Origin of the sequence: Treponema sp. Marseille-Q4523, from assembly GCF_016901105.1 — a bacterium.
Taxonomy (GTDB): Bacteria; Spirochaetota; Spirochaetia; order Treponematales; family Treponemataceae; genus Treponema_D.
In genome coordinates, this window is sequence record NZ_JAFEVM010000016.1 from 19,638 (window position 1) to 38,299 (window position 18,662).

Annotated in this window: 18 protein-coding genes; 11 read left to right on the plus strand and 7 right to left on the minus strand. The window is 51.0% G+C overall.

What is annotated here, in order from left to right:
• The first annotated feature begins 119 nt into the window (after positions 1-119).
• The 7 genes from JSQ97_RS06570 (at position 120) to JSQ97_RS06600 (ending at position 5,140) form a co-directional block, all read left to right on the plus strand.
• Positions 120-554: a Fur family transcriptional regulator gene (locus JSQ97_RS06570; protein ID WP_205075325.1), complete on the plus strand. Its 435-nt coding sequence runs from the start codon at positions 120-122 to the stop codon at positions 552-554.
• A 17-nt stretch (positions 555-571) separates the two neighbouring features.
• Positions 572-895: a hypothetical protein gene (locus tag JSQ97_RS06575; protein ID WP_205075326.1), complete on the plus strand. Its 324-nt coding sequence runs from the start codon at positions 572-574 to the stop codon at positions 893-895.
• Between the two features lie 91 nt (positions 896-986).
• Positions 987-2,042: a metal ABC transporter substrate-binding protein gene (locus JSQ97_RS06580; RefSeq protein ID WP_205075327.1), complete on the plus strand. Its 1,056-nt coding sequence runs from the start codon at positions 987-989 to the stop codon at positions 2,040-2,042.
• Positions 2,043-2,124: 82 nt separating this feature from the next.
• Positions 2,125-2,835 carry a metal ABC transporter ATP-binding protein gene (locus JSQ97_RS06585; RefSeq protein WP_205075328.1) on the plus strand — a complete coding sequence of 237 codons (711 nt, stop codon included), beginning with the start codon at positions 2,125-2,127 and terminating at the stop codon, positions 2,833-2,835.
• The gene (locus JSQ97_RS06590; RefSeq protein ID WP_205075329.1) at positions 2,832-3,683 is read left to right on the plus strand and encodes a metal ABC transporter permease; all 852 of its coding nucleotides are present in this window, start codon (positions 2,832-2,834) and stop codon (positions 3,681-3,683) included. The genes JSQ97_RS06585 and JSQ97_RS06590 overlap by 4 nt, the downstream gene beginning before the upstream one ends.
• Positions 3,683-4,192 carry a hypothetical protein gene (locus JSQ97_RS06595; RefSeq protein WP_205075330.1) on the plus strand — a complete coding sequence of 170 codons (510 nt, stop codon included), beginning with the start codon at positions 3,683-3,685 and terminating at the stop codon, positions 4,190-4,192. The genes JSQ97_RS06590 and JSQ97_RS06595 overlap by 1 nt, the downstream gene beginning before the upstream one ends.
• Before the next feature lie 111 nt (positions 4,193-4,303).
• Positions 4,304-5,140: an NYN domain-containing protein gene (locus JSQ97_RS06600; RefSeq protein ID WP_205075331.1), complete on the plus strand. Its 837-nt coding sequence runs from the start codon at positions 4,304-4,306 to the stop codon at positions 5,138-5,140.
• A 38-nt stretch (positions 5,141-5,178) separates the two neighbouring features.
• Here the strand turns inward: JSQ97_RS06600 and JSQ97_RS06605 are convergent, their stop codons facing one another.
• Both JSQ97_RS06605 and JSQ97_RS06610 read right to left on the minus strand, forming a co-directional pair.
• Positions 5,179-6,033, minus strand: a complete 855-nt coding sequence (locus tag JSQ97_RS06605) for an Rpn family recombination-promoting nuclease/putative transposase (RefSeq protein WP_205075332.1) — start codon at positions 6,031-6,033, stop codon at positions 5,179-5,181.
• A gap of 198 nt (positions 6,034-6,231) precedes the next feature.
• Positions 6,232-6,561, minus strand: a complete 330-nt coding sequence (locus JSQ97_RS06610) for a YhbY family RNA-binding protein (RefSeq protein WP_205075333.1) — start codon at positions 6,559-6,561, stop codon at positions 6,232-6,234.
• Positions 6,562-6,817: 256 nt separating this feature from the next.
• On the opposite strand from JSQ97_RS06610, the gene JSQ97_RS06615 reads away from it, so the two are divergent.
• Genes JSQ97_RS06615 through JSQ97_RS06625 form a run of 3 tightly spaced genes read left to right on the plus strand, consistent with a single transcriptional unit; the run spans position 6,818 to position 12,468 of the window.
• On the plus strand, positions 6,818-8,089 hold the full coding sequence (locus JSQ97_RS06615; protein ID WP_205075334.1) for a TolC family protein: 1,272 nt from the start codon (positions 6,818-6,820) through the stop codon (positions 8,087-8,089).
• Positions 8,090-8,125: 36 nt separating this feature from the next.
• Positions 8,126-9,049: an efflux RND transporter periplasmic adaptor subunit gene (locus tag JSQ97_RS06620; protein WP_205075335.1), complete on the plus strand. Its 924-nt coding sequence runs from the start codon at positions 8,126-8,128 to the stop codon at positions 9,047-9,049.
• Positions 9,046-12,468 (plus strand): PG0541 family transporter-associated protein, encoded by a 3,423-nt coding sequence (locus JSQ97_RS06625; RefSeq protein ID WP_205075336.1) that lies wholly within the window; start codon positions 9,046-9,048, stop codon positions 12,466-12,468. The genes JSQ97_RS06620 and JSQ97_RS06625 overlap by 4 nt, the downstream gene beginning before the upstream one ends.
• A gap of 32 nt (positions 12,469-12,500) precedes the next feature.
• On the opposite strand, the gene JSQ97_RS06630 is transcribed toward JSQ97_RS06625, so the two are convergent.
• Positions 12,501-13,571 carry an MraY family glycosyltransferase gene (locus tag JSQ97_RS06630; RefSeq protein ID WP_205075337.1) on the minus strand — a complete coding sequence of 357 codons (1,071 nt, stop codon included), beginning with the start codon at positions 13,569-13,571 and terminating at the stop codon, positions 12,501-12,503.
• A 134-nt stretch (positions 13,572-13,705) separates the two neighbouring features.
• Entirely contained in the window at positions 13,706-15,304 is a 1,599-nt protein-coding gene (locus JSQ97_RS06635; RefSeq protein ID WP_205075338.1) for a hypothetical protein, read from the minus strand.
• A gap of 80 nt (positions 15,305-15,384) precedes the next feature.
• Here JSQ97_RS06635 and aroA point away from each other — a divergent pair, with 80 nt between their 5' ends.
• On the plus strand, positions 15,385-16,776 hold the full coding sequence (gene aroA, locus JSQ97_RS06640) for a 3-phosphoshikimate 1-carboxyvinyltransferase (RefSeq protein WP_205075339.1): 1,392 nt from the start codon (positions 15,385-15,387) through the stop codon (positions 16,774-16,776).
• Positions 16,777-17,143: 367 nt separating this feature from the next.
• On the opposite strand, the gene JSQ97_RS06645 is transcribed toward aroA, so the two are convergent.
• The 3 genes from JSQ97_RS06645 to rsxE are packed head-to-tail and all read right to left on the minus strand — an operon-like array spanning position 17,144 to position 18,653.
• Positions 17,144-17,425: a (Fe-S)-binding protein gene (locus JSQ97_RS06645; protein WP_187385163.1), complete on the minus strand. Its 282-nt coding sequence runs from the start codon at positions 17,423-17,425 to the stop codon at positions 17,144-17,146.
• A gap of 14 nt (positions 17,426-17,439) precedes the next feature.
• Positions 17,440-18,015 carry an electron transport complex protein RnfA gene (locus JSQ97_RS06650; RefSeq protein ID WP_187385162.1) on the minus strand — a complete coding sequence of 192 codons (576 nt, stop codon included), beginning with the start codon at positions 18,013-18,015 and terminating at the stop codon, positions 17,440-17,442.
• Complete coding sequence (gene rsxE, locus JSQ97_RS06655) at positions 18,012-18,653, minus strand: electron transport complex subunit RsxE (protein WP_205075340.1); 642 nt, start codon at positions 18,651-18,653, stop codon at positions 18,012-18,014. The genes JSQ97_RS06650 and rsxE overlap by 4 nt, the downstream gene beginning before the upstream one ends.
• Between the last annotated feature and the right edge of the window lie 9 nt (positions 18,654-18,662).

Genomic DNA, 18,662 nt, shown 5'->3' on the forward strand with positions numbered 1-18,662 from the left:
TACATTGCCGTGCATACAATACCGCCGTGCGTGTGTGCGAAAACCTCCGCTCCCTCTCCTTGACAGCATCTCGCGGAATTCGGTAAAATGAGAACCGTTCTCATTTTTGGATTGCGCGTATGAATACGAAAAGTCAATACAAAACAAAACAGCACGAAGAACTGCTCGCATTTTTGGAATCGATGAAAGGTACGCACATCACGGTGCATGCGGTCTGTTCGTATTTTAAATCGCACGGCAAAGCGATCGGTACGGCGACGGTATACCGCCAACTCGAACACATGGTCGAAGAGGGCATCGTCAACAAGTACATCATCGACGCCAACAGTCCCGCCTGTTTCGAATACACCGGCGGAAAAAAGAAGTGCGGTGCGGAACCGCATTTCCACTGCAAATGCAAAGACTGCGGCAAGCTCATCCACGTGCGCTGTTCGAAATTGTCGGCGATGCAAAGCCACTTGCTGGCCTCTCACGGATTTGAAATCGATTCGCACCGGACGGTGCTCTACGGAATCTGCGGCGAATGTTCGGGGCGAAAGCGAGTGCGGCGATAGACGGAGAGGCGGAGAGTATGCGGAATTTGAATTGCGTTTATGCGCGAAGGGCGGCGCAAAACACTCGGGCGGTATTCGCCTATGCCGTATTATTTTTGATAACGATCGTTTCCGTCGGGTACATCGTTCACGAAAGCGTTCACGTTTGCAGTGGAGAGGATTGCCCCGTATGCGCGTGTATCCGTTCGGTAAAAAACAATTTATTGCAGCTGAAAATCTATTTGGCCGAAACTGCGTATGTCGCTGCTCCCTCGTATGAGCGGGTGGAAGCGGTAATATATTTTTATGTCTCGGCATTTTGTTTGACGCTCGTCTCGCAAAAGATTAAATTAAATAATTGATGCAGGTCTTCCGAATCGATTGCCGCATCGCTTGCCGATCGTGCGGTTTTATAAAAAATAAAAATAAATTGAAAGAGGTTATAAAATTATTATGAAAAAAAATATTATTAAGATTGCGTCTGCATTGATTTTTGCAGCGCTCATTGCAGGTGTCGCTTTTGCCGCGCCCGCTAAAAAAAATGCGTCGGACGGTACGGTAAAAATCGTTACCGATATTTTCCCCGTATACGATTGGGTCCGCGAAATAACGAAAAACAGCGCGGCGAAAATCGATCTCACACTGCTGCTCGATAACGGTGTCGATCTGCACAGTTATCAGCCGGCGGTTGCCGATGTCGCGAAGATTGCCGAATGCGATCTCTTCGTTTATGTAGGCGGCGAATCCGAAGGGTGGATGGATGATGCGTGCAAAGAGATCAAAAATAAAAACAGCGTCGTGCTGAAACTCCTCGATTCGCTCGGAGATGCAGCGAAGGAAGAGGAAGTGGTCGAAGGCATGGAAGGCGAACACGATCACGAACATGAAAGCGCGGGCGAGCATCATCACGAACATGAAAGTGCCGGCGAACACCATCACGAACACGGTGAACACGAAGATGAAGAGGGGCCGGAATACGACGAGCACATTTGGCTGTCCGTGAAAAATGCAAAAATTTTGTGCAATACGATTGCCGAAAAAATTGCGGAAATCGATCCGAAAAATGCGCAAACCTATCGTGCAAACGCCGCCGCTTACAATGCAAAACTTTCATCGCTCGATGCGCAATATCAAAAGATCGTCGATGCGGCGTCGAAAAAAACGGTTCTCTTCGGTGACCGCTTTCCGTTCCGCTATCTCGTAGACGATTACGGTCTTTCGTATTATGCGGCCTTTGTCGGCTGCTCTGCGGAAACGGAAGCGAGTTTTAAAACGATTTTATTTCTCGCAAAAAAAGTCGATGAGCTGGGCATTCCCGCCGTGCTGACGATCGAAAAGTCGGACGGAAAAATTGCCAAGACGATTATTAAAAATACGAAAGCGAAAAATCAAAAGATTTTAACGCTCGATTCGATGCAGTCGACGACATCGAATGATGTCAAAAAAGGCGTCACCTATTTGTCGATTATGACGAAAAACGCCGACGTATTGAAATCGGCGCTGCAGTAAAGCGCTTTCAGGCGGAATGCCCTGCGGGTGCGTTCCGCCTGGGTGCATCTTGCATTTGCGGACGCATATTTTTGGAGGCTGTATGGCATTGCTCGCTTGTCAAAACGTATCGTTGAAATACGACGCAAACGTGATCGTGCGCGATATCACTTTTTCCGTAAACTCAGGCGATTACCTCTGCGTTGTCGGGGAAAACGGTTCGGGCAAAACGACATTGATAAAAACGCTGCTCGGACTTCACGCCCCTTCAAGCGGTACGATTGTGACAGGCGACGGTTTGAAGCGGAATGAAATAGGCTATCTGCCGCAGCAGACGCTCGTACAGCGGGACTTTCCCGCGTCGGTGTACGAGATCGTTCTTTCCGGCTGTCAGGGAAGGTGCGGTATGCGCCCGTTTTACAACAAAGCGGAAAAGCGTCTTGCCGCCGAAAGTATGGAACGGATGGGCATCGCACGTTTTGCAGGCCGCTCGTACCGCGATCTTTCCGGCGGGCAGCAGCAGCGCGTGTTGCTTGCGCGGGCATTTTGTGCCACGCAAAAACTTTTGCTTTTGGACGAACCGGTATCGGGACTCGATCCGAATGCGACGGAAGATATGTATCGATTGATACAAGAATTGCACGACGACGGCGTTACGATCATTATGATTTCGCACGATATCCCTTCGGCTCTGCGCTATGCGACGCATATCCTGCACATCGGAGGAGAGCGCGCAGCGTTTCAAACGAAGGAAGCGTTCGTGCAAAACGGAGCGGGCGGTTTGTCGCCGGAAGCGAGGAGCAAAGCGCAATGAACGGCATGATAGAAGAAATTTCATTTTACGTAGGCTATCCTTTTGTACGCTATGCGTTTATCGTCGGCATTTTGATCGCGCTGTGTTCGTCGCTGCTCGGCGTGACCCTCGTGCTCAAGCGATTTTCATTTATCGGCGACGGGCTTTCCCACGTCGCCTTCGGCGCGATGGCCGTTGCAACGGTTCTGCGCTTTTCAAATAATATGCTCCTTATGCTGCCGGTAACCGTTCTCTGCGCGATCCTTTTGCTGCGCACCGGACAAAACACGAAAATCAAAGGAGATGCCGCGATCGCGATGATTTCCGTCGGCGCGCTTGCGATCGGCTATCTCTTGATGAATATATTTTCGACGTCGGCAAATTTGACCGGCGACGTATGCAGCACGCTCTTCGGTTCGACATCGATTTTAACGCTGACAAAATCGGAAGTGATCGTATGCGTCGTGTTGTCGATCATTGTCGTTGCGCTGTTTATGCTGTTTTATCAAAAGATTTTCGCCGTTACCTTCGACGAAAGTTTTGCGCGCGCAGTCGGCACTCGGGCGGGCGTATACAATTTGCTCATCGCAGTCGTTACCGCGATCGTTATCGTGCTCGCGATGAATCTCGTCGGTTCTTTGCTCATCTCCGCGCTCATCATCTTTCCCGCTCTGTCGGCTATGCGGGTTTTTAAAAGCTTTAAAGCCGTTACGATCTGTTCGGTGCTGCTGTCGGTCGGCTGTGCATTTTTCGGGCTTGCGATTTCGATCATCGCCGGAACACCCGTCGGCTCGACAATCGTCGCCGGTCACATTATAGTATTCATTGTTTTTTCCTGTATCGAAAATTTGAAGCGGAGATGTGCGTAATGAAAAAATTAATAAACAGACTCGCTGCGGTACGCCGGTATATTGAACCCTCCATACGAATAAAATTATGCGTTTTGCTTGGCGTCGGGATGCTCTCAGGCTGTGCAAAAGCTTTGCCGGCTCAGATTAAAAATGCGCTCTTTTCTCAAAAACGAAACACGGGAGTCGTCGATTTGACGCGCTTGAGCGCGACGATGGTGTATGCCGAAGTGTTCAATATGATGGTCGAGCCGGAAAATTACGTCGGCAAAACCGTAAAAATGAACGGTATGTTTTACGTCTATCCCGATGAAAAAAAAGGTACGTATACCTTTGCGTGTATCATTATGGATGCGACCGCGTGCTGCGCACAGGGAATCGAATTTCGATTGCGCGGAGAACATGCGTATCCCGCCGATTATCCCGAACCGAATACGAACATCACCGTGCAAGGGACATTTTACACCTATGAAGAAGACGGATTTACGCACACGCTTTTGATCGACGCCGATATGACCGTGCGGAAATAGATCGAGCGACGCAAACGAAGCCGCTGCAAAATACAGCTATTTTTATCGCACATATTTTCCGTCAGCGCGGCCGTAGTTGCAATCGGCGGAAAATATGCTATACTCGTTGTCATGGTAGATATAGACGAACAAAAAAAAATCGCAGTGCTCATAGACGCGGAAAATATTCCGCACAATAAATTGCCGGCTATCCTCGAAGAGATGGCGGTTCACGGGCATGTCATCACCAAGCGCGCGTACGGCGACTTTTCGAGCGACAAGCTGCGCGCGTGGAAAACCGTTTTAAATGAAAACGCCGTTTTGCCGATACAGCAGTTCAGCTATACGCAGGGAAAAAACTCGAGCGATTCGGCGATGATCATCGATGCGATGGATTTGCTCTATACCGAAAAATACGATACGTTTGTCCTCGTTTCCTCCGACAGCGATTTTACGAAACTCGCATCGCGCCTTCGTGAATCGCAGGAGTATGTGTTCGGCGTCGGCGAAAAGAAAACGCCGGTGTCGTTCGTAAACGCGTGCGACGAATTTATCTATATAGAAAATTTGCACGGCGTCGAAGATTCGTCGCTGCCGGAAAAAGTCGATGCCGCACACAAGCGGCGTGCAAAAGTAAAGCGAGCGGCTCCCGCAGGGGGAACGGCTGCCGCCGGCGCTACGGTCGGCGTCAATGCGGACGGCGACACGATGACCGACAAGCAGTTCCGCCAGATTTACAAGCTGCTTACAAACGCATACGAAAAATACGCCGACGATACCGGCTGGGCGCCCGTCGCTGCGGCGGGTTCGCTGTTTAAGCGGCAAAACCCCGGTTTCGACACGCGCGATTTCGGATTTAAAAAGCTGTCGGATCTGATCGCTTACCTCGACGACGATTTTGAAATGAAAGGTTCCGGTATGGGCGGCCGCGGCGGCAATAAAGTGTATCGCCCCGTCGAAAAAGAATAATTAATAAGTCGAACGGTGAGCTTGGAAAATAAATACCATTACAGTTTTTCGATTTCCGCTTCCGAGAGACCGGTCATAAGGAGAATCTCAGAGAGCGGGTACTTGCGTTCAGCCATCAGCTTTGCCGTTTCTCGTGCTTTTTGATACGATCCCGCGGCAATACCGTCGCGTCGACCTCTGCGTATTCCCGCAGCAACGCCCCGCTCAAAGCCGATCTTTTCACCCAGCTGTGAACCCTCTCTGCGTAAGTCATCTTCTCTGATATTCAACGACATATATACGCTCCTGAACTTTTCGTTCCGTTTCGCTTTTTCGACAAGCGCATCAATTCGCTGTGTAAAACCGCTCGTCGCCCGCCTCTTGCAAAGATACTCCAACAAAGCGCTCAATTCAGGTTCGTCTTCTTTACCGTAGGCACCCACATTATAAAACACCTTAACGCTTTTGTCATCAAGAAAAAGAGTGCCGTCGGCGGTACAGATATTACGAAACTCGTAGACGGGTAAACCTTTACCGAAGGGATCCTGCGTACAGATAAAAATGACGTAGCTCTCTTTCAGGTCGGCGTAGCTTTGTCCGCGTAAGAGATTGTCGACATCCATGAGGCTTTGGTAATAGCGCGTACGCTTGGGAAGAGAAGGCGGAAGTGACGTTTGAATTTCGATATCGAAGACACGCTCCGAGTCGGAAACGTAGACGTCAAGGCGTATGCCCTTGCTTTCGTAAAACGGTGCTATCGTTTTTTGCAAGGAGGGATATTCGATTTTACCGACTTTGATATGCAGGAGCCGTTCGATGACGCCCTTACAAATCGCTTTGTTTTTCATGACCGTGCCGAACATAAAGTCGTCGGTAAAGGTGAGTTCGTCGACAGGTTTATGGGGATATTCCATAGCTGCACCTTCGGTTATTGAGATTGCGCGGCAAGGAAGCCGCTGACCTATATATCGCCCGTAAATTAACAAATTACGCGGTTTTTAAAGAAATGTATAAGAAATAGGCTCGTTTTTTTCGAAATTTTCCCGTCGTTTCGTATATCAACAGAATGATAAACCTTGAAAATGGCAGCGCCGTATCGCTTGACGATGTTTTCAGATACTTTGCTTCGCTTTCGCTTTTTCGAGCGCTTTTTCGTATTTTCTTTCGTCCGCTTTTTCTGCAGGGCGGTACAAAATCGCTTTGTTGCCGATGACGCGCACGAGAACGGCGGAGCACGCTTTCGACAATGAAGCGGCGAGATCCCGTTTTTCGTCTTTGAATTCGTTGAAGCTGATTTTAATAAGTTCGTGAGCGGTGAGCGCGGAGTCGGTCATCTTTTCGACCGCTTCGGTAACGCCGTTTTGTCCGACGATGACGACGCTTTGCAGGGGCTGCGCATATTTTTCAAGGATTTTTCTCTGCTTGCTTGAAAGTTCGATCATGTTTGAAATACTAACGGTATTCGCCCGATTGCGCAACTGTATAAATGCGATGTACAAGCGCGATGCGGCTCTTATTAATTTTCAACGAAAATCAACAAACCCGACGCAGCCTCGCAGCGAAGCTTCAAGCGGCGTCGGGGTATTAAACCCTCCGCACGAATAACAATTTTTTATTTCGAAATAACGATTTGTTTTTGCAATCCGCTTGTAACCTTGTTATAGTTTAATTTATAATAAAGCTGTAGAGGATGGCGGTATGACTTTGAAAAAAACGGCAGCAGTGATTTTCTGTGCATCTCTTCTTGCCGGTACTGTATCTGCCGAAGAGCTGACGGTGGACAGCGCGGTGCAATACGCGATTGAAAACAATATCTCCGTGAAAAAAGATAAAATCACGCTTGACGCACTCAAACGCGCAAAAAATCATTCGTGGAACGGCGTGAGTCCGAGCGCCTCCGTCAGCGCCAATATGCTTTTTCCCGCTGCGGGTGATGCGCGTCAATACGATTACAGCCTATCGATTCAAGGCTCTCTCAACTTTGCGCTTTCCCCGTCCCTTTATTCGTCCGTAAAAACCGCCGCTCTCAATTACGAAAACGGACTCCTTACCTACGACGAAGCTCTGCGCTCGATCGAACTCAAAGTTCGAAGCGCGTTTTATCATCTCCTGTACGAACTTGAATATATCGAACTGCAGAGGCGCAATCTCGAAACCGCCGGCCGGCAGTACGAGCAAAATACGAAAAAATATAAAAGCGGTCAGCTTTCGGAACTCGATATGCTTTCGAGCCGGGTAAAATACGAACGGTTGAAGCCGGTGCTCGAATCCGCCGAGATAACCTTTGCCAACGATTCGGCATCATTCAAACAGATGCTCGGTCTCGATCAGTCGGTCGAACTCGCACTTTCCGGTTCTCTCGCCGCCGCTTGTTCTTTCGGCGATATAAGCGTCGAAGTCGATGCGGAAGATACGCCCGTGATCCGCGCCGGAAAAAACAGCGTAAAAATCGCTCAGGCGGCGCTGCTTGCGCGGAGATTTGCCGCGTGGGGACCGACGCTGAGCGCGGGGTGGACGTACGGAAAATCGAAAACGAATATGACGGATAAATTTTCGACAACGAATGCGTTTTCGCTCGGCGTTTCGATCCCGCTCGACGGATACCTTCCGTGGTCGAAGGGTGCCGATTCCGTTGCTTCGGCAGCGGACAGTCTGAAGACAGCGGAACTTACACTCGAAAACAGCCGCACGACGCTTGCGGTGCAGATCGATAACAGCGTCAAACAGATACGGCAGATACAGTCGCAGATCGCATCGCTTGAAGCGAACGTCGATTTGGCGCAAAAGTCGTACGATATAACGAAAGACGCCTACAATCACGGCTCTCGAGATTTGCTTACGCTGCAGACTGCGGCGGATTCGCTTTTGAACGCGCGTACGGATCTTGCACTGCAGGAGTATACGCTTATCACGAAGATGCTTGATCTGGAATACACGCTCGGCGTTCCGTTCGGCTCTTTAGGCAAATGATTAATAATTATTAATTATCGAAAGGAAAATGATGCTATGAAAAAATCGACGGTGATCGTAATCGTTGTGCTTGCTGCGGCTTTGGGTGTCGGCGGCTATGCTTTCTATAGTATGCGGCATACGGCGGCGATGCGCGGCAGGGCGCCGTCTCAAACGGTTTTGACGGTGCGTACGCAGGTTGCGGAAGTCGTAACGCTGCACGACTATATCAATACGAACGGCGACATAGAAGCGGTAAACTCGGTTACCGTGTATCCCGATATCGGCGGAAAGATCGTGAGCACGAACGTAACGCTCGGCTCTCCCGTCCGTCGCGGAGACGTGATCGCCCGGGTAGATCCGTCCGAGCCGGGCAGCAGTTATACGCTGAGTCCCGTGCTCGCTCCGATCAACGGCAGCATTATTAAAACGCCGCTCAAAGTCGGGACGAAGGTTACGACGTCGAGTGCAGTTACGACGATCGGCGATATTGCGAGTTTGCAGATCACCGCGAAGATCCCGGAGCGCTACGTCGCTTCTCTGCGCACGGGATTGAAAGCTGAGATCTCGCTTGAAGCTTATCCCGATGCCGTGTTCGCCGCAACCGTGACGCACGTGTCGCCGGTACTCGATGTCAACGCGCGCACGAAAGAGATCGTTTTGACATTTGACGAAAACGATATGCGGATCAACGCAGGCATGTTCGGCAAAGTGAAATTGTATACGCTTGACTACGAAGGAGCCGTCGCCCTGCCGTCGGACGCGGTCGTTACGAAGGGCGACAAGCCGTATCTCTACGTCGTCAAAAACGACGATACTGTCGAACAGCGGGAAATAACGCTCGGACAATCGGTGGACGGGATCGTTCAGGTTTTGTCGGGCATAGAAGAAGGAGAACGCGTCGTCGTCGAAGGCGGGCAAGTGCTTTCGAACGGTGCGAAAGTGCGCGACATATCGAGCACGGATCGAGGTGAAAAATGAGTTTATCGCGGAAAACGCTCGAACATCCCGTTCTCGTACTCATCGTATTTGTGCTGCTCGGCATCATCGGTATATCGAGTTTTAATAATATTGCAATCAGCCTCTTTCCCGATATCGACAGTCCCTATGTCATGGTGTTGACGACTTATTCGAACGCCGGCCCGGAGTCGGTGGAAAAATCGGTGACGAAAGTGCTTGAAAGCAGTCTCATCAGCGTAAACGGACTCAAAGAGCTCACGTCATCGTCATCGGAAGGTTCGAGTATGGTGTTTCTCGAATTCGATTACGGAACCGATTTGGAATCGGCTGTCAACGACGTGCGCGATAAACTCGACCGTGTCAAGCGTTCGCTGCCCGACGGTGCATCGACTCCGAGTATTTTTAAAATGGATGCGTCCGCCATGCCGATCATGCGCATCGCGATGCGGGGAAACCGTTCGACGGACGATCTTCGGCAGATAGCCGAGGACGACGTTATCGATATCCTCGAACAGACGGACGGCGTCGCCGAAGCGAGCGTTTCGGGCGGACGCTCAAAAATCGTCCGTGTCGAAATCTCGGAAAACAGGCTTGCCGCTTACGGTCTCAACATATCTGCCGTATCGTCCGCGCTCGCAAAGCAAAACTTCGAACTCGGCGGCGGAAAGATCACCGAAGGAAAAATGAACTACGTCGTGCGCACGACAGGCGAATATTCGTCCGTTGCTGAAATAGACGATACCGTTATCACAACGGTGAACGGATACGACGTAAAGCTCAGCGATATCGGAAACGCGTTTATGGGCTATGAAGACGCATCTTCGACGGTCTACATAAACGGGGAGCCGGGCGTTTACGTTTCGATCACAAAGCAGTCGGGCACGAATTCGGTAACCGTTGCGAACGCGACATATAAAAAGATCGCGCAAGTGCAGGCGACTCTTCCGTCCGATATTACGCTTGAAATCATCTCGGACGATACGACTGCGATCCGCGATACGATCAGTACGCTCGTGACTTCCGCGTGGCAAGGCTTGCTGCTTGCGGTTATCATCCTGTTCTTTTTTTTACAGAATTTTAAAAGCACGCTTATCATATCCATATCGATCCCGCTTTCCCTTGTCATTACGATCATGTGTATGTCCTTTGCGGGGATCACGATCAATATCATGACGTTGACCGGTCTCATCCTCGGCGTCGGTATGATCGTCGATGCGTCCATCGTTATGATAGAAAACATCTATGCGTACCGATCGCGCGGTGCGAAGCCGAAAATCTCCGCCGCACTCGGTTCGCAGGAAATGCTCATGTCCGTCGTTTCCGGAAATCTCACGACGATCTGCGTATTCGTTCCGTTTTTGTTTTTTCTCAAAGACCTTGAAATGATGGGGCAGATGTTCAAGGGGATAATATTTACCGTTGTCATCGCGCTCGTGTCGAGCTTGTTCGTCGCGATCTTTCTCGTGCCCGTACTGGCCGGCAAATTTTTACCGCTTTCAAACAGAGCGGAAAAACCGGTACGAAACCGCATTTTAAAAGCGATGTACGCTTCGTTTCAAAATGTCATAGATGCTCTTACGAAAGTGTACCGCAGGGGATTGAAGAGCGCCCTCGATCACCGGGCGGTGACGATCGTCGTAAGCGTGAGCGTTCTCTTTATGGCGCTCGCCCTTTTTCCGACGCTCAAAATCAATATTATGGGGCGCGGCGGCGGAGACGACAGCGTGACGCTCAACGTGACGATGCCGACAGGAACCTCGCTTGCGGAAACGACGAAAGTCGTGCAAGCCTTTGAGACGATCGCAAAAAATGAAATACAGGGCTATACGACGCTGATCATGAGTGTCGGAACGGGCGGCAGACGGTCGAGCGCGTCGACGTATACGGGTTCGCTTTCGATCCGCCTTCCCGAAACGAGTAAACAGGTCGATACATCCGAAACGATTCAGAAAAAGCTTCGCGCGCACTTCGACGAATTTGCGGACGCGCAGCTTTCGTTCGGTGCCGGTTGGCGCGGTCAGATTTCGGGAAGCGATATCGTCATAAAGGTTCGTTCGGACGACCTTGAAACGGCGCTTTCGGTTTCCGACAAAATAAAAGACGTGATGGAAAAAATCGATGCCATAGGGGAAGTGACGATCGACACGAAAAAAGGTTTGCCGCAAGTCGAAGTCGTCATCGATCGGCAGCGGGCATACGCGTTCGGCGTGGACGTTACGACGGTTGCGCGCGAAATCAATTACGCGATGAACGGCGTTACATCGACGGTATACCGTTCGAACGGCAAAGAATACGATGTCGTCGTCATGTACCGGCCGGAAGACCGCGACAAAGTGTCCGACCTTGAATCGATTTATGTGAGAGGCACGAACGGCATGGTGAGCGTTGCGAATTTCGCTTCGCTTAAAAAAGGGCTCGGTCCCGTCAGCATCAATCGGGAAAATCAAAGCCGCGTCATAGAAGTGTCGGCGGATATCATATCGGATGAAAATGCGAACGTCGTCGAAGATGAAATCAGGTCTCGTATCGCCGATACCTTTGTCATTCCCGAAAACGTCACCGTGAGCTACGAAGGTTCGTGGAGCGACGTACAAAAACAGGGACGCGTTTACGGTTTGATCGCTCTTATGGCGCTGCTCCTCGTGTTCGGCGTTATGGCCGCGACTTACGAATCGTTTAAAGCGCCGCTCATCAATATGATGACGATCCCGTTTTTAATAATCGGAGTCGTCTTTATCTACAAGCTTACCGGACAGACGCTGTTGATGACGTCGATGGTCGGCATCATCATGCTCGTAGGTATCGTCGTCAACAACGGTATCATCCTCGTCGACTATACGAACCTTCTCATCGACCGCGGCATGAAGATGAAAGAAGCGTGTCTGGAAGCGGGTGCGAGCAGGCTTCGTCCCGTGCTCATGACGACGCTTACGACGATCCTCGGTACGCTTCCGATGTGTTTCCAATTCGAAGGGACCGCTCAAATGGTACAGCCGATCGGCCTTTCGATCGTCGGCGGTTTGACGTCGAGCACTTTCGTCACGCTCTTTATCATTCCGGTACTTTATTCGCTTGTCATGAAAGAAAAAAAATCGATCGATGGCGGTGCCGCACAGGCTGTCGCGGACTTCGTTCAAAGCGGAGAAGCTGTCGATATCGAAACCGATAACGTGCAGGCCGGCATCGTCGCAAATCAATCCGTCGAAGACGATATCGTCGAAACGCTTGAACAGCTTATACCGGATATCCGCTATACGATCATTCCGACGGTGAACGGTAGAGGCGGTGACAACTATAAGCTCGGGACTGCGACGTGGCCCGAACAGAATTTTATGATGATCGCATATATGAAACGAAAAGATGTCGCGACGATTTCGGCGGCTGTTCGAATGCTGAAGAAAAAATTTCCGAAAGAGGGGATAAAGCTCTTTCTTATGTGATCGTCCGCGCGGATGTGCATGTATTCGAAGCGTCAGCGCACTTTAAAGAATATGCCGATCAGCGCTACCGTTATGAGCAGCTGCATGATGACGAATTTGATAAGCACTTGCGTCGGCGACCATCCGCGCTTTTTGCGCATTTCGTCGTGCAGCGGAAAGCGGATGTCGTTGAATATGCGTATGTGAAAAAACCGCAGCAGTGCTACTTTCAATAATCCCATGCCGCCGTTTATAGACATGATCGTCGATGTCGCCAAAATCAAAAACGGATTGCCTCCGACCATAACGCATACACCGATAAAAAAACCGAGCGCGCGGCTGCCGGCGTCTCCCATGAGCACTTTGCTCGGATACGCGTTGTGCCATAAGTAACCCATAAGAGAGCCGGCGAGTGCAAAACTTATGACCGCCCAGTTCGCACCCGTCGGCAAATGCGGCACGAGCAGGTATTCGGCTATATCGACGTGTCCGAGCACAAAGTAAAAAATCGTTCCCATCGTGATGAGCGCGATGAGCACGAGCGTGCCCGAAAGCCCGTCAACGCCGTCGGTACAGTTCGTCGTATTGATCGATGCCCACAGCATGACCGTACACACGATGATATATACGGCGACGTTTACCGCAACCGGATGCGTGACGAAGGGCAGCCAAAAATAGACGTGTCCGTCGGGCGATACGCTTTTGAGACAATAAAAAAGCAAGAGCGCTTCGGCAAGGCTTACGATAAAGTCGAGCAGCGCTTTTCGGTATTCGCCCCAGCTCGCCGTGCTTTTATCGTCGAAAAATCCCGTGAGCATCATGATCCACGTCAGCATAAGCGTGCCGCCCTGCAGGATCGTAAGCGGCGTACACAAAAACGCGATGACGATGAATACCGAAATAAAGACGATACCCGCACCTGTCGGCTTTCCTTTCGAAACTTCCGCGCTGAGCGTAAACTCTCTGCCTCTGTCGTGCGGCAAACGGTCGTAAAAACGCGGCAAAAGGCGCATCGAAGCGATAAAGCCCGTATAGAGCGCGAGCGTTATGAGTACCGTATACGATTGGAGGAGCCTTGCCGGCCCGAAAAATTGCTGCAGGTATGCACCGAAATAATATATCATTTCAACCTCGATTTTATTAATTAATAAATCTACTCCCGAATTTTATGGTACGGAAGGTTTAATACCCCGACACCGCTTGAAACTTCGCTGCGAGACTGCGTCGGGGTTGTTGATTAAATTAAACCGCTTCACCGTCAACTGTCGATTTCAGCGCCCGTAAAAACCATCGCGATGCCGTGTTCGTCGCAAAAGGCGATCGATTCGGCGTCGGTGTCGGTACCTCCGGGCTGCAGGATGAGGCGTATACCGCTCTTTGCGAAACGGTCGAAACCTCCGTCAAAGGGCAGCGCGCTGCCGCTTACCAAAATTTCGGCACGCCGAGAGCCGTTCGTTGACTCGCTTTGCATATTGTTTGCCGCCCGATTGATTGCGGCAAAACACGCGTCCGCCGGTGCGAGCGCCGCGCAGCACATGCCGACCGTTGTCATGTTTCCGATGACGACCGCCGCATCGTGTTTTGCACCGAGCATGACGAGCTGCCCGAACGCCGCTTCGTCGGCTTGGATCTGTGGCGGACGCGCCTTTGTGACGACGTTCCACGAGTCGAAGAGCGTAAGCTTGTCTTCTTCGACGATGAGGCCGCCGTTGAGCGAGCGGATATTGTACGATATCGTCGCCGGAGTCGACATCGTGATCAGGCGGATATCTTTCCGTGCGGCCAGCAGCTCCTTTGCTCCCGCCGTAAAGTCCGGTGCGACGACCGCCGCCAAATTCGATTTTAATAATTCGTTTGCGGCGCTTTCGTCGACGACCGCGCTGAATCCTGCGACGGCGTTGTCGAAAAACGCTTTTCTGCAGCCGGACATCTTTTGAAAGGATTCGGTCGAGTTCGAGCCGAGGGCTGCGCTGATCGGAATGCCGTGCTTTGACGAACAGGTGAATACCGATTCTGCGGCGGGCGTAAAACGCATTTCCGTTTCGTTTCCGTTGTCACCGCGTTCGGTCACCGTCGGCGGCTTTTTTAACAACGCGGAAAAATTGCTGAGGCTTTCCCACACCGCATCGATGTTGACGTAGAGGCTGTACAAAAGTTCTCCGCCCTGATTTTTCCGCAAACTGTCGAGTGCGCCGCCGTGCAAAAGCGTATAAAGACATGCCGAACGGTGCGACTGCTCTTTGTTTATAAGCTCTTCGGATTTTTTATACGGCAGCATAAAATAACGCGGATAGGATTTATCTCCCGCCTGTTGTAAAATCGCGTTTCCCGCCGCGGCGGTGCAGGCCGAAACCATATTGAACGCTTTTGCCGCAAGGTAGAGCCGGAACGCTTCGGAAATACTTTGTGTCTCTATTTTGACGATCGCTTCTTCATAATCGACGGGATCGGTAAGCACGATTATGTTTTTATAATTTTTGCACGCCGCCTGAACGAACGACAAAGCGCGCATATCGATTTTGTCCGCAACCGAATCGGATGCTTTATAATTTTTACGCGCATGGGATACGGGTTCCAAATTTATGCAGACCAGGCGGATCGCGTCCGTTTCGTCGGAATGGCCGTATTCGTTTTGCCGCCCGCTTGCGGCAAGCGATTGCAGCGTCGCCCCATAGTCGCCGAAAGTGCGGGGCGAATCGTCGAAAACGGATACCGTCGTGTACGCGATACCGGCGTCCGTGAGCAGCTTTCCGGTTTGTCCTGCCGACAGAATTTCCCAATCCCGTTTTACAAGGCATCGAGCAAGGGGCATGAGATTGTCGGTGTCGTCGGTATACAAAAGCGCCCGATTTTTCATATTCGAAATAATAACATAAAAAGTACCGGTGCACAACAACGGTATACAATTCGTCCGAACTTGTGTTAAAATAATAAACTATGGATATCGTATCGAGTAAACGAAATCTGCGCGGATCGATCACCGTTCCCGGTTCGAAAAGCCACACGATACGTGCGCTTTTGCTTGCAGCCCTTGCAGACGGTACGTCGCATATTTTCAATCCGCTTCCGAGCGCCGACTGCCTGTCGGCGAGCCGTGCGATTCCTCTTATCGGTGCGGGTTTTCATTCTGCCGATTCGGTATGGACGGTTTCCGGCGCGGGGTGCCGCGCTCATCTTCCCGACGATGTCGTCGATGTCGGAAACTCCGGATCGCTTTTGTATTTTTTATCGCCGATCGCGGCGACCTTTCCCGGCTGGAGCGTTTTTACCGGAGACGAGTCCATTCGGAAGCGCCCCGTTTCCCACGTTATCGATGCGCTTCGGCAGCTCGGCTGCGAAGCCTACGTTTCGCGTCCCGATACCGATGCTCCTCCTCTCATTATCCGCGGCCCCCTTTCAAAGCGGAAGGTCATCACCGACGGAAGCCTTTCGCAGTATGTGAGCGGCATGATGATGGCGGCTTCTCGCCTCGACGGTATGCTCGATATCACGCTTACAAATCCTAAAGAGACGCCCTATCTTGCGATGACGCGCTTGTGGCTCGAAGAACTCGGTGTGGAAGTGAGCGTATCGGACGACTTCAAACGCATTTGCGTAAAGGGATGCGTCACGCTTCCGCATTTCGACAAAACGATTCCGTCGGATTGGGAAGCGCTCGCATTTCCTCTCGTCGCTTCTCTCATATCCGACAGCGAAATAATAATTAATAATATAGACGATTCGGGCAGTCAGGGTGACGACGCGATCGTGAACGTGCTCGAGTCCGTCGGTGCGGATATCGAACGCGACCGCATACGGCATACGCTTACCGTGCGCGGCGGAAAGTACGCGCGTTCCGTAAAAGGAGAAGCGCCCGGCAGATTGTCGACGGAAAAATTGCCGCGCGGGGAATTGCGCGTACCTATTTCCGGTTTTCCCGATGCGATCTGTGCGCTCGCCGTCGCCGCATCGTTTATCGAAGGGACGACGATTATAGAAGACGTCGGCGTGTGCCGTAAAAAAGAAACCGACCGCGTCGAAGTGATGAAAAGCGAATTGACGAAACTCGGCGTCGAAATCGAAGCCGAAGCTGATTGCCTCGTGATTCACGGACACGCACCGCTCAGCGCGTCCGGCGAAAAAAACGATGCGTTTGCGATTCACGGCGGTATGGTCGAAACATACGGCGATCACCGCGCTGCGATGGCGCTTTCGTGTTTCGGTTTCGGATTGCCCGAAGGCGAGGCGGTTACCGTAAAAAACGCCGAATGCTCGGCCGTTTCGTTCCCCGATTTTATCGATGCGATGAACGGCATCGGTGCGGGCTTCGGTATAAGCGCAGCTTCGTAATAGACAAGGCGATTTTCCGCCGCGTCCGTTTTTTAATGTCCAAGTCGCGTAAGGAGCACTTTCTGCGGATGCAGGGTATTTGCAGAAAAAAATGTATTGAACCGTATGGAAGAAATTTGTACTTTGTAAAATTTTTTTAGAGATTTAATGAATGTGCATAGTAAATCAAGAAAACTGTCCGAAAACGAAAATTTTTGGGCAGGCGCTATTCAATCTGCAACAGGAAATTTATTTTCTATTAAAAAAGGCGGCAGGATATCCCGCCGTCTTTTTCAAATCATGACATTCCCGCTGCGCTCACGCAGTCGAACGCTTCGCTACCTTACCAGGCAGCCGAAGGCCGCGCCGCACTCGCACAGCGTATTTTTTACTGAGCGCCGCCAAGCACCTGCACAACGGCAGCCGTAACTTTCGGACCGCCGGCGCGGCAGCCGTTGGAAGGCGCTTCACCCTTTGAAACCGCCGCTGCAAATCCGTCGCAGCCGGGATATCCGCAGGCTCCGCAGTTTATGCCGGGCAATACGGCACGGATCGCTGCCGCTTTTTCATCGACCGGAATATAAAATATTTTTTTAAAAATTCCGAGCAGCACGCCGATGATAAACGCGAGCACAAATGAAACGATAACGGCTGTAAGTATAGCAATCATAATGTACCCCCTGCTCAGATCAAGCCTTTAAAGCCTAAAAACGACAGCGAAAGCAAACCCGCAGTGATAAACAGGATCGGCTTCCCTTTAACAAAAAGCGGAAGAGGGGCGCTTTTGATTCGTTCACGCACGCCGGACATGATCACAAGCGCGATTAAAAACCCGATCGCCGCGCCGAGCGCATACACAAGCGATTCGATATAATTGTAGTTTTTGTTAATGCACGTAATCGTAACGGCAAGCACCGCGCAGTTCGTCGTGATGAGCGCCAGATACACGCCCATCGCGCTGTACAATCCCGGAATCGATTTTTTGAGATAGAATTCGACAAGCTGTACGAGAGCGGCGATGACGAGTATGAACATGAGCGTCTGCAGATACTGCAGTTTCAGCGGCACCATGATCCCGTAATAGAGCGGATAGGTGACGGCGGTCGCGAGTACGATAACGAAGGTCGTCGCGATCCCCATGCCGGTCGCCTTATCCGTCTCCGCAGTCATGCCGATAAACGGACAGATCGCAAGATATTGAATAAAGACGACGTTGTCGATAAGCATCGATTTAATAAAAATGCTGAGTAAATTGTTCATGCCGCGCCTCCTTTTGTCTTCGCTTTCGCTTTTCTGATCTTAGCCGCACGTTCCGCCGCAAGGGTTATCGCGGAAAGCAATCCGAATACGAAAAATCCTCCCGGCGCATCCGATAAAAATTTTACGGTATACGCTTCGGGGATGACGGCTTTGCCGAAGAGCGAACCGCTTCCCAAAAGTTCGCGCACGAGTGAAATGACGCAGAGCACCCACGTGTATCCGAAACCCATACCGAACGCATCGGTCACCGCATCAAGCGGGCTTTCTTTCGACGCGAACGATTCGACGCGCCCCATGATGATGCAGTTGACGACGATGAGCGGCAAAAATACGCCAAGCGATGCGGACAGCGACGGAATATACGCTTCAAGCAAAAGCTGTACGATCGTCGTAAAAGCCGCGATGACGATGATGAAGATCGGCAGGCGTATGTCTTCGGGAATCATATTGCGGAAGATCGATATTATCAATTCGCTCATGACGAGGACGAACATCATCGAAAAACCCATACCGATACCGTTGAACACGTTTGTCGTAACGGCAAGCGAAGAACACAAACCGATCGAAAGGACGAGCAGCGGATTTTCTTTCAAAAGCCCGTTTGTAAAAATCGATAATCTGTTTTGTTTTTTTTGCATTTCGTTTTT

What these genes read in the sequence shown, in the direction of transcription:
- JSQ97_RS06570 (WP_205075325.1), top strand. Translation starts at nt 120, where the DNA reads ATGAATACGAAAAGTCAATACAAAACAAAACAGCACGAAGAACTGCTC.
- JSQ97_RS06575 (WP_205075326.1), top strand. Translation starts at nt 572, where the DNA reads ATGCGGAATTTGAATTGCGTTTATGCGCGAAGGGCGGCGCAAAACACT.
- JSQ97_RS06580 (WP_205075327.1), top strand. Translation starts at nt 987, where the DNA reads ATGAAAAAAAATATTATTAAGATTGCGTCTGCATTGATTTTTGCAGCG.
- JSQ97_RS06585 (WP_205075328.1), top strand. Translation starts at nt 2,125, where the DNA reads ATGGCATTGCTCGCTTGTCAAAACGTATCGTTGAAATACGACGCAAAC.
- JSQ97_RS06590 (WP_205075329.1), top strand. Translation starts at nt 2,832, where the DNA reads ATGAACGGCATGATAGAAGAAATTTCATTTTACGTAGGCTATCCTTTT.
- JSQ97_RS06595 (WP_205075330.1), top strand. Translation starts at nt 3,683, where the DNA reads ATGAAAAAATTAATAAACAGACTCGCTGCGGTACGCCGGTATATTGAA.
- JSQ97_RS06600 (WP_205075331.1), top strand. Translation starts at nt 4,304, where the DNA reads ATGGTAGATATAGACGAACAAAAAAAAATCGCAGTGCTCATAGACGCG.
- JSQ97_RS06605 (WP_205075332.1), bottom strand. Translation starts at nt 6,033, where the DNA reads ATGGAATATCCCCATAAACCTGTCGACGAACTCACCTTTACCGACGAC.
- JSQ97_RS06610 (WP_205075333.1), bottom strand. Translation starts at nt 6,561, where the DNA reads ATGATCGAACTTTCAAGCAAGCAGAGAAAAATCCTTGAAAAATATGCG.
- JSQ97_RS06615 (WP_205075334.1), top strand. Translation starts at nt 6,818, where the DNA reads ATGACTTTGAAAAAAACGGCAGCAGTGATTTTCTGTGCATCTCTTCTT.
- JSQ97_RS06620 (WP_205075335.1), top strand. Translation starts at nt 8,126, where the DNA reads ATGAAAAAATCGACGGTGATCGTAATCGTTGTGCTTGCTGCGGCTTTG.
- JSQ97_RS06625 (WP_205075336.1), top strand. Translation starts at nt 9,046, where the DNA reads ATGAGTTTATCGCGGAAAACGCTCGAACATCCCGTTCTCGTACTCATC.
- JSQ97_RS06630 (WP_205075337.1), bottom strand. Translation starts at nt 13,571, where the DNA reads ATGATATATTATTTCGGTGCATACCTGCAGCAATTTTTCGGGCCGGCA.
- JSQ97_RS06635 (WP_205075338.1), bottom strand. Translation starts at nt 15,304, where the DNA reads ATGAAAAATCGGGCGCTTTTGTATACCGACGACACCGACAATCTCATG.
- aroA (WP_205075339.1), top strand. Translation starts at nt 15,385, where the DNA reads ATGGATATCGTATCGAGTAAACGAAATCTGCGCGGATCGATCACCGTT.
- JSQ97_RS06645 (WP_187385163.1), bottom strand. Translation starts at nt 17,425, where the DNA reads ATGATTGCTATACTTACAGCCGTTATCGTTTCATTTGTGCTCGCGTTT.
- JSQ97_RS06650 (WP_187385162.1), bottom strand. Translation starts at nt 18,015, where the DNA reads ATGAACAATTTACTCAGCATTTTTATTAAATCGATGCTTATCGACAAC.
- rsxE (WP_205075340.1), bottom strand. Translation starts at nt 18,653, where the DNA reads ATGCAAAAAAAACAAAACAGATTATCGATTTTTACAAACGGGCTTTTG.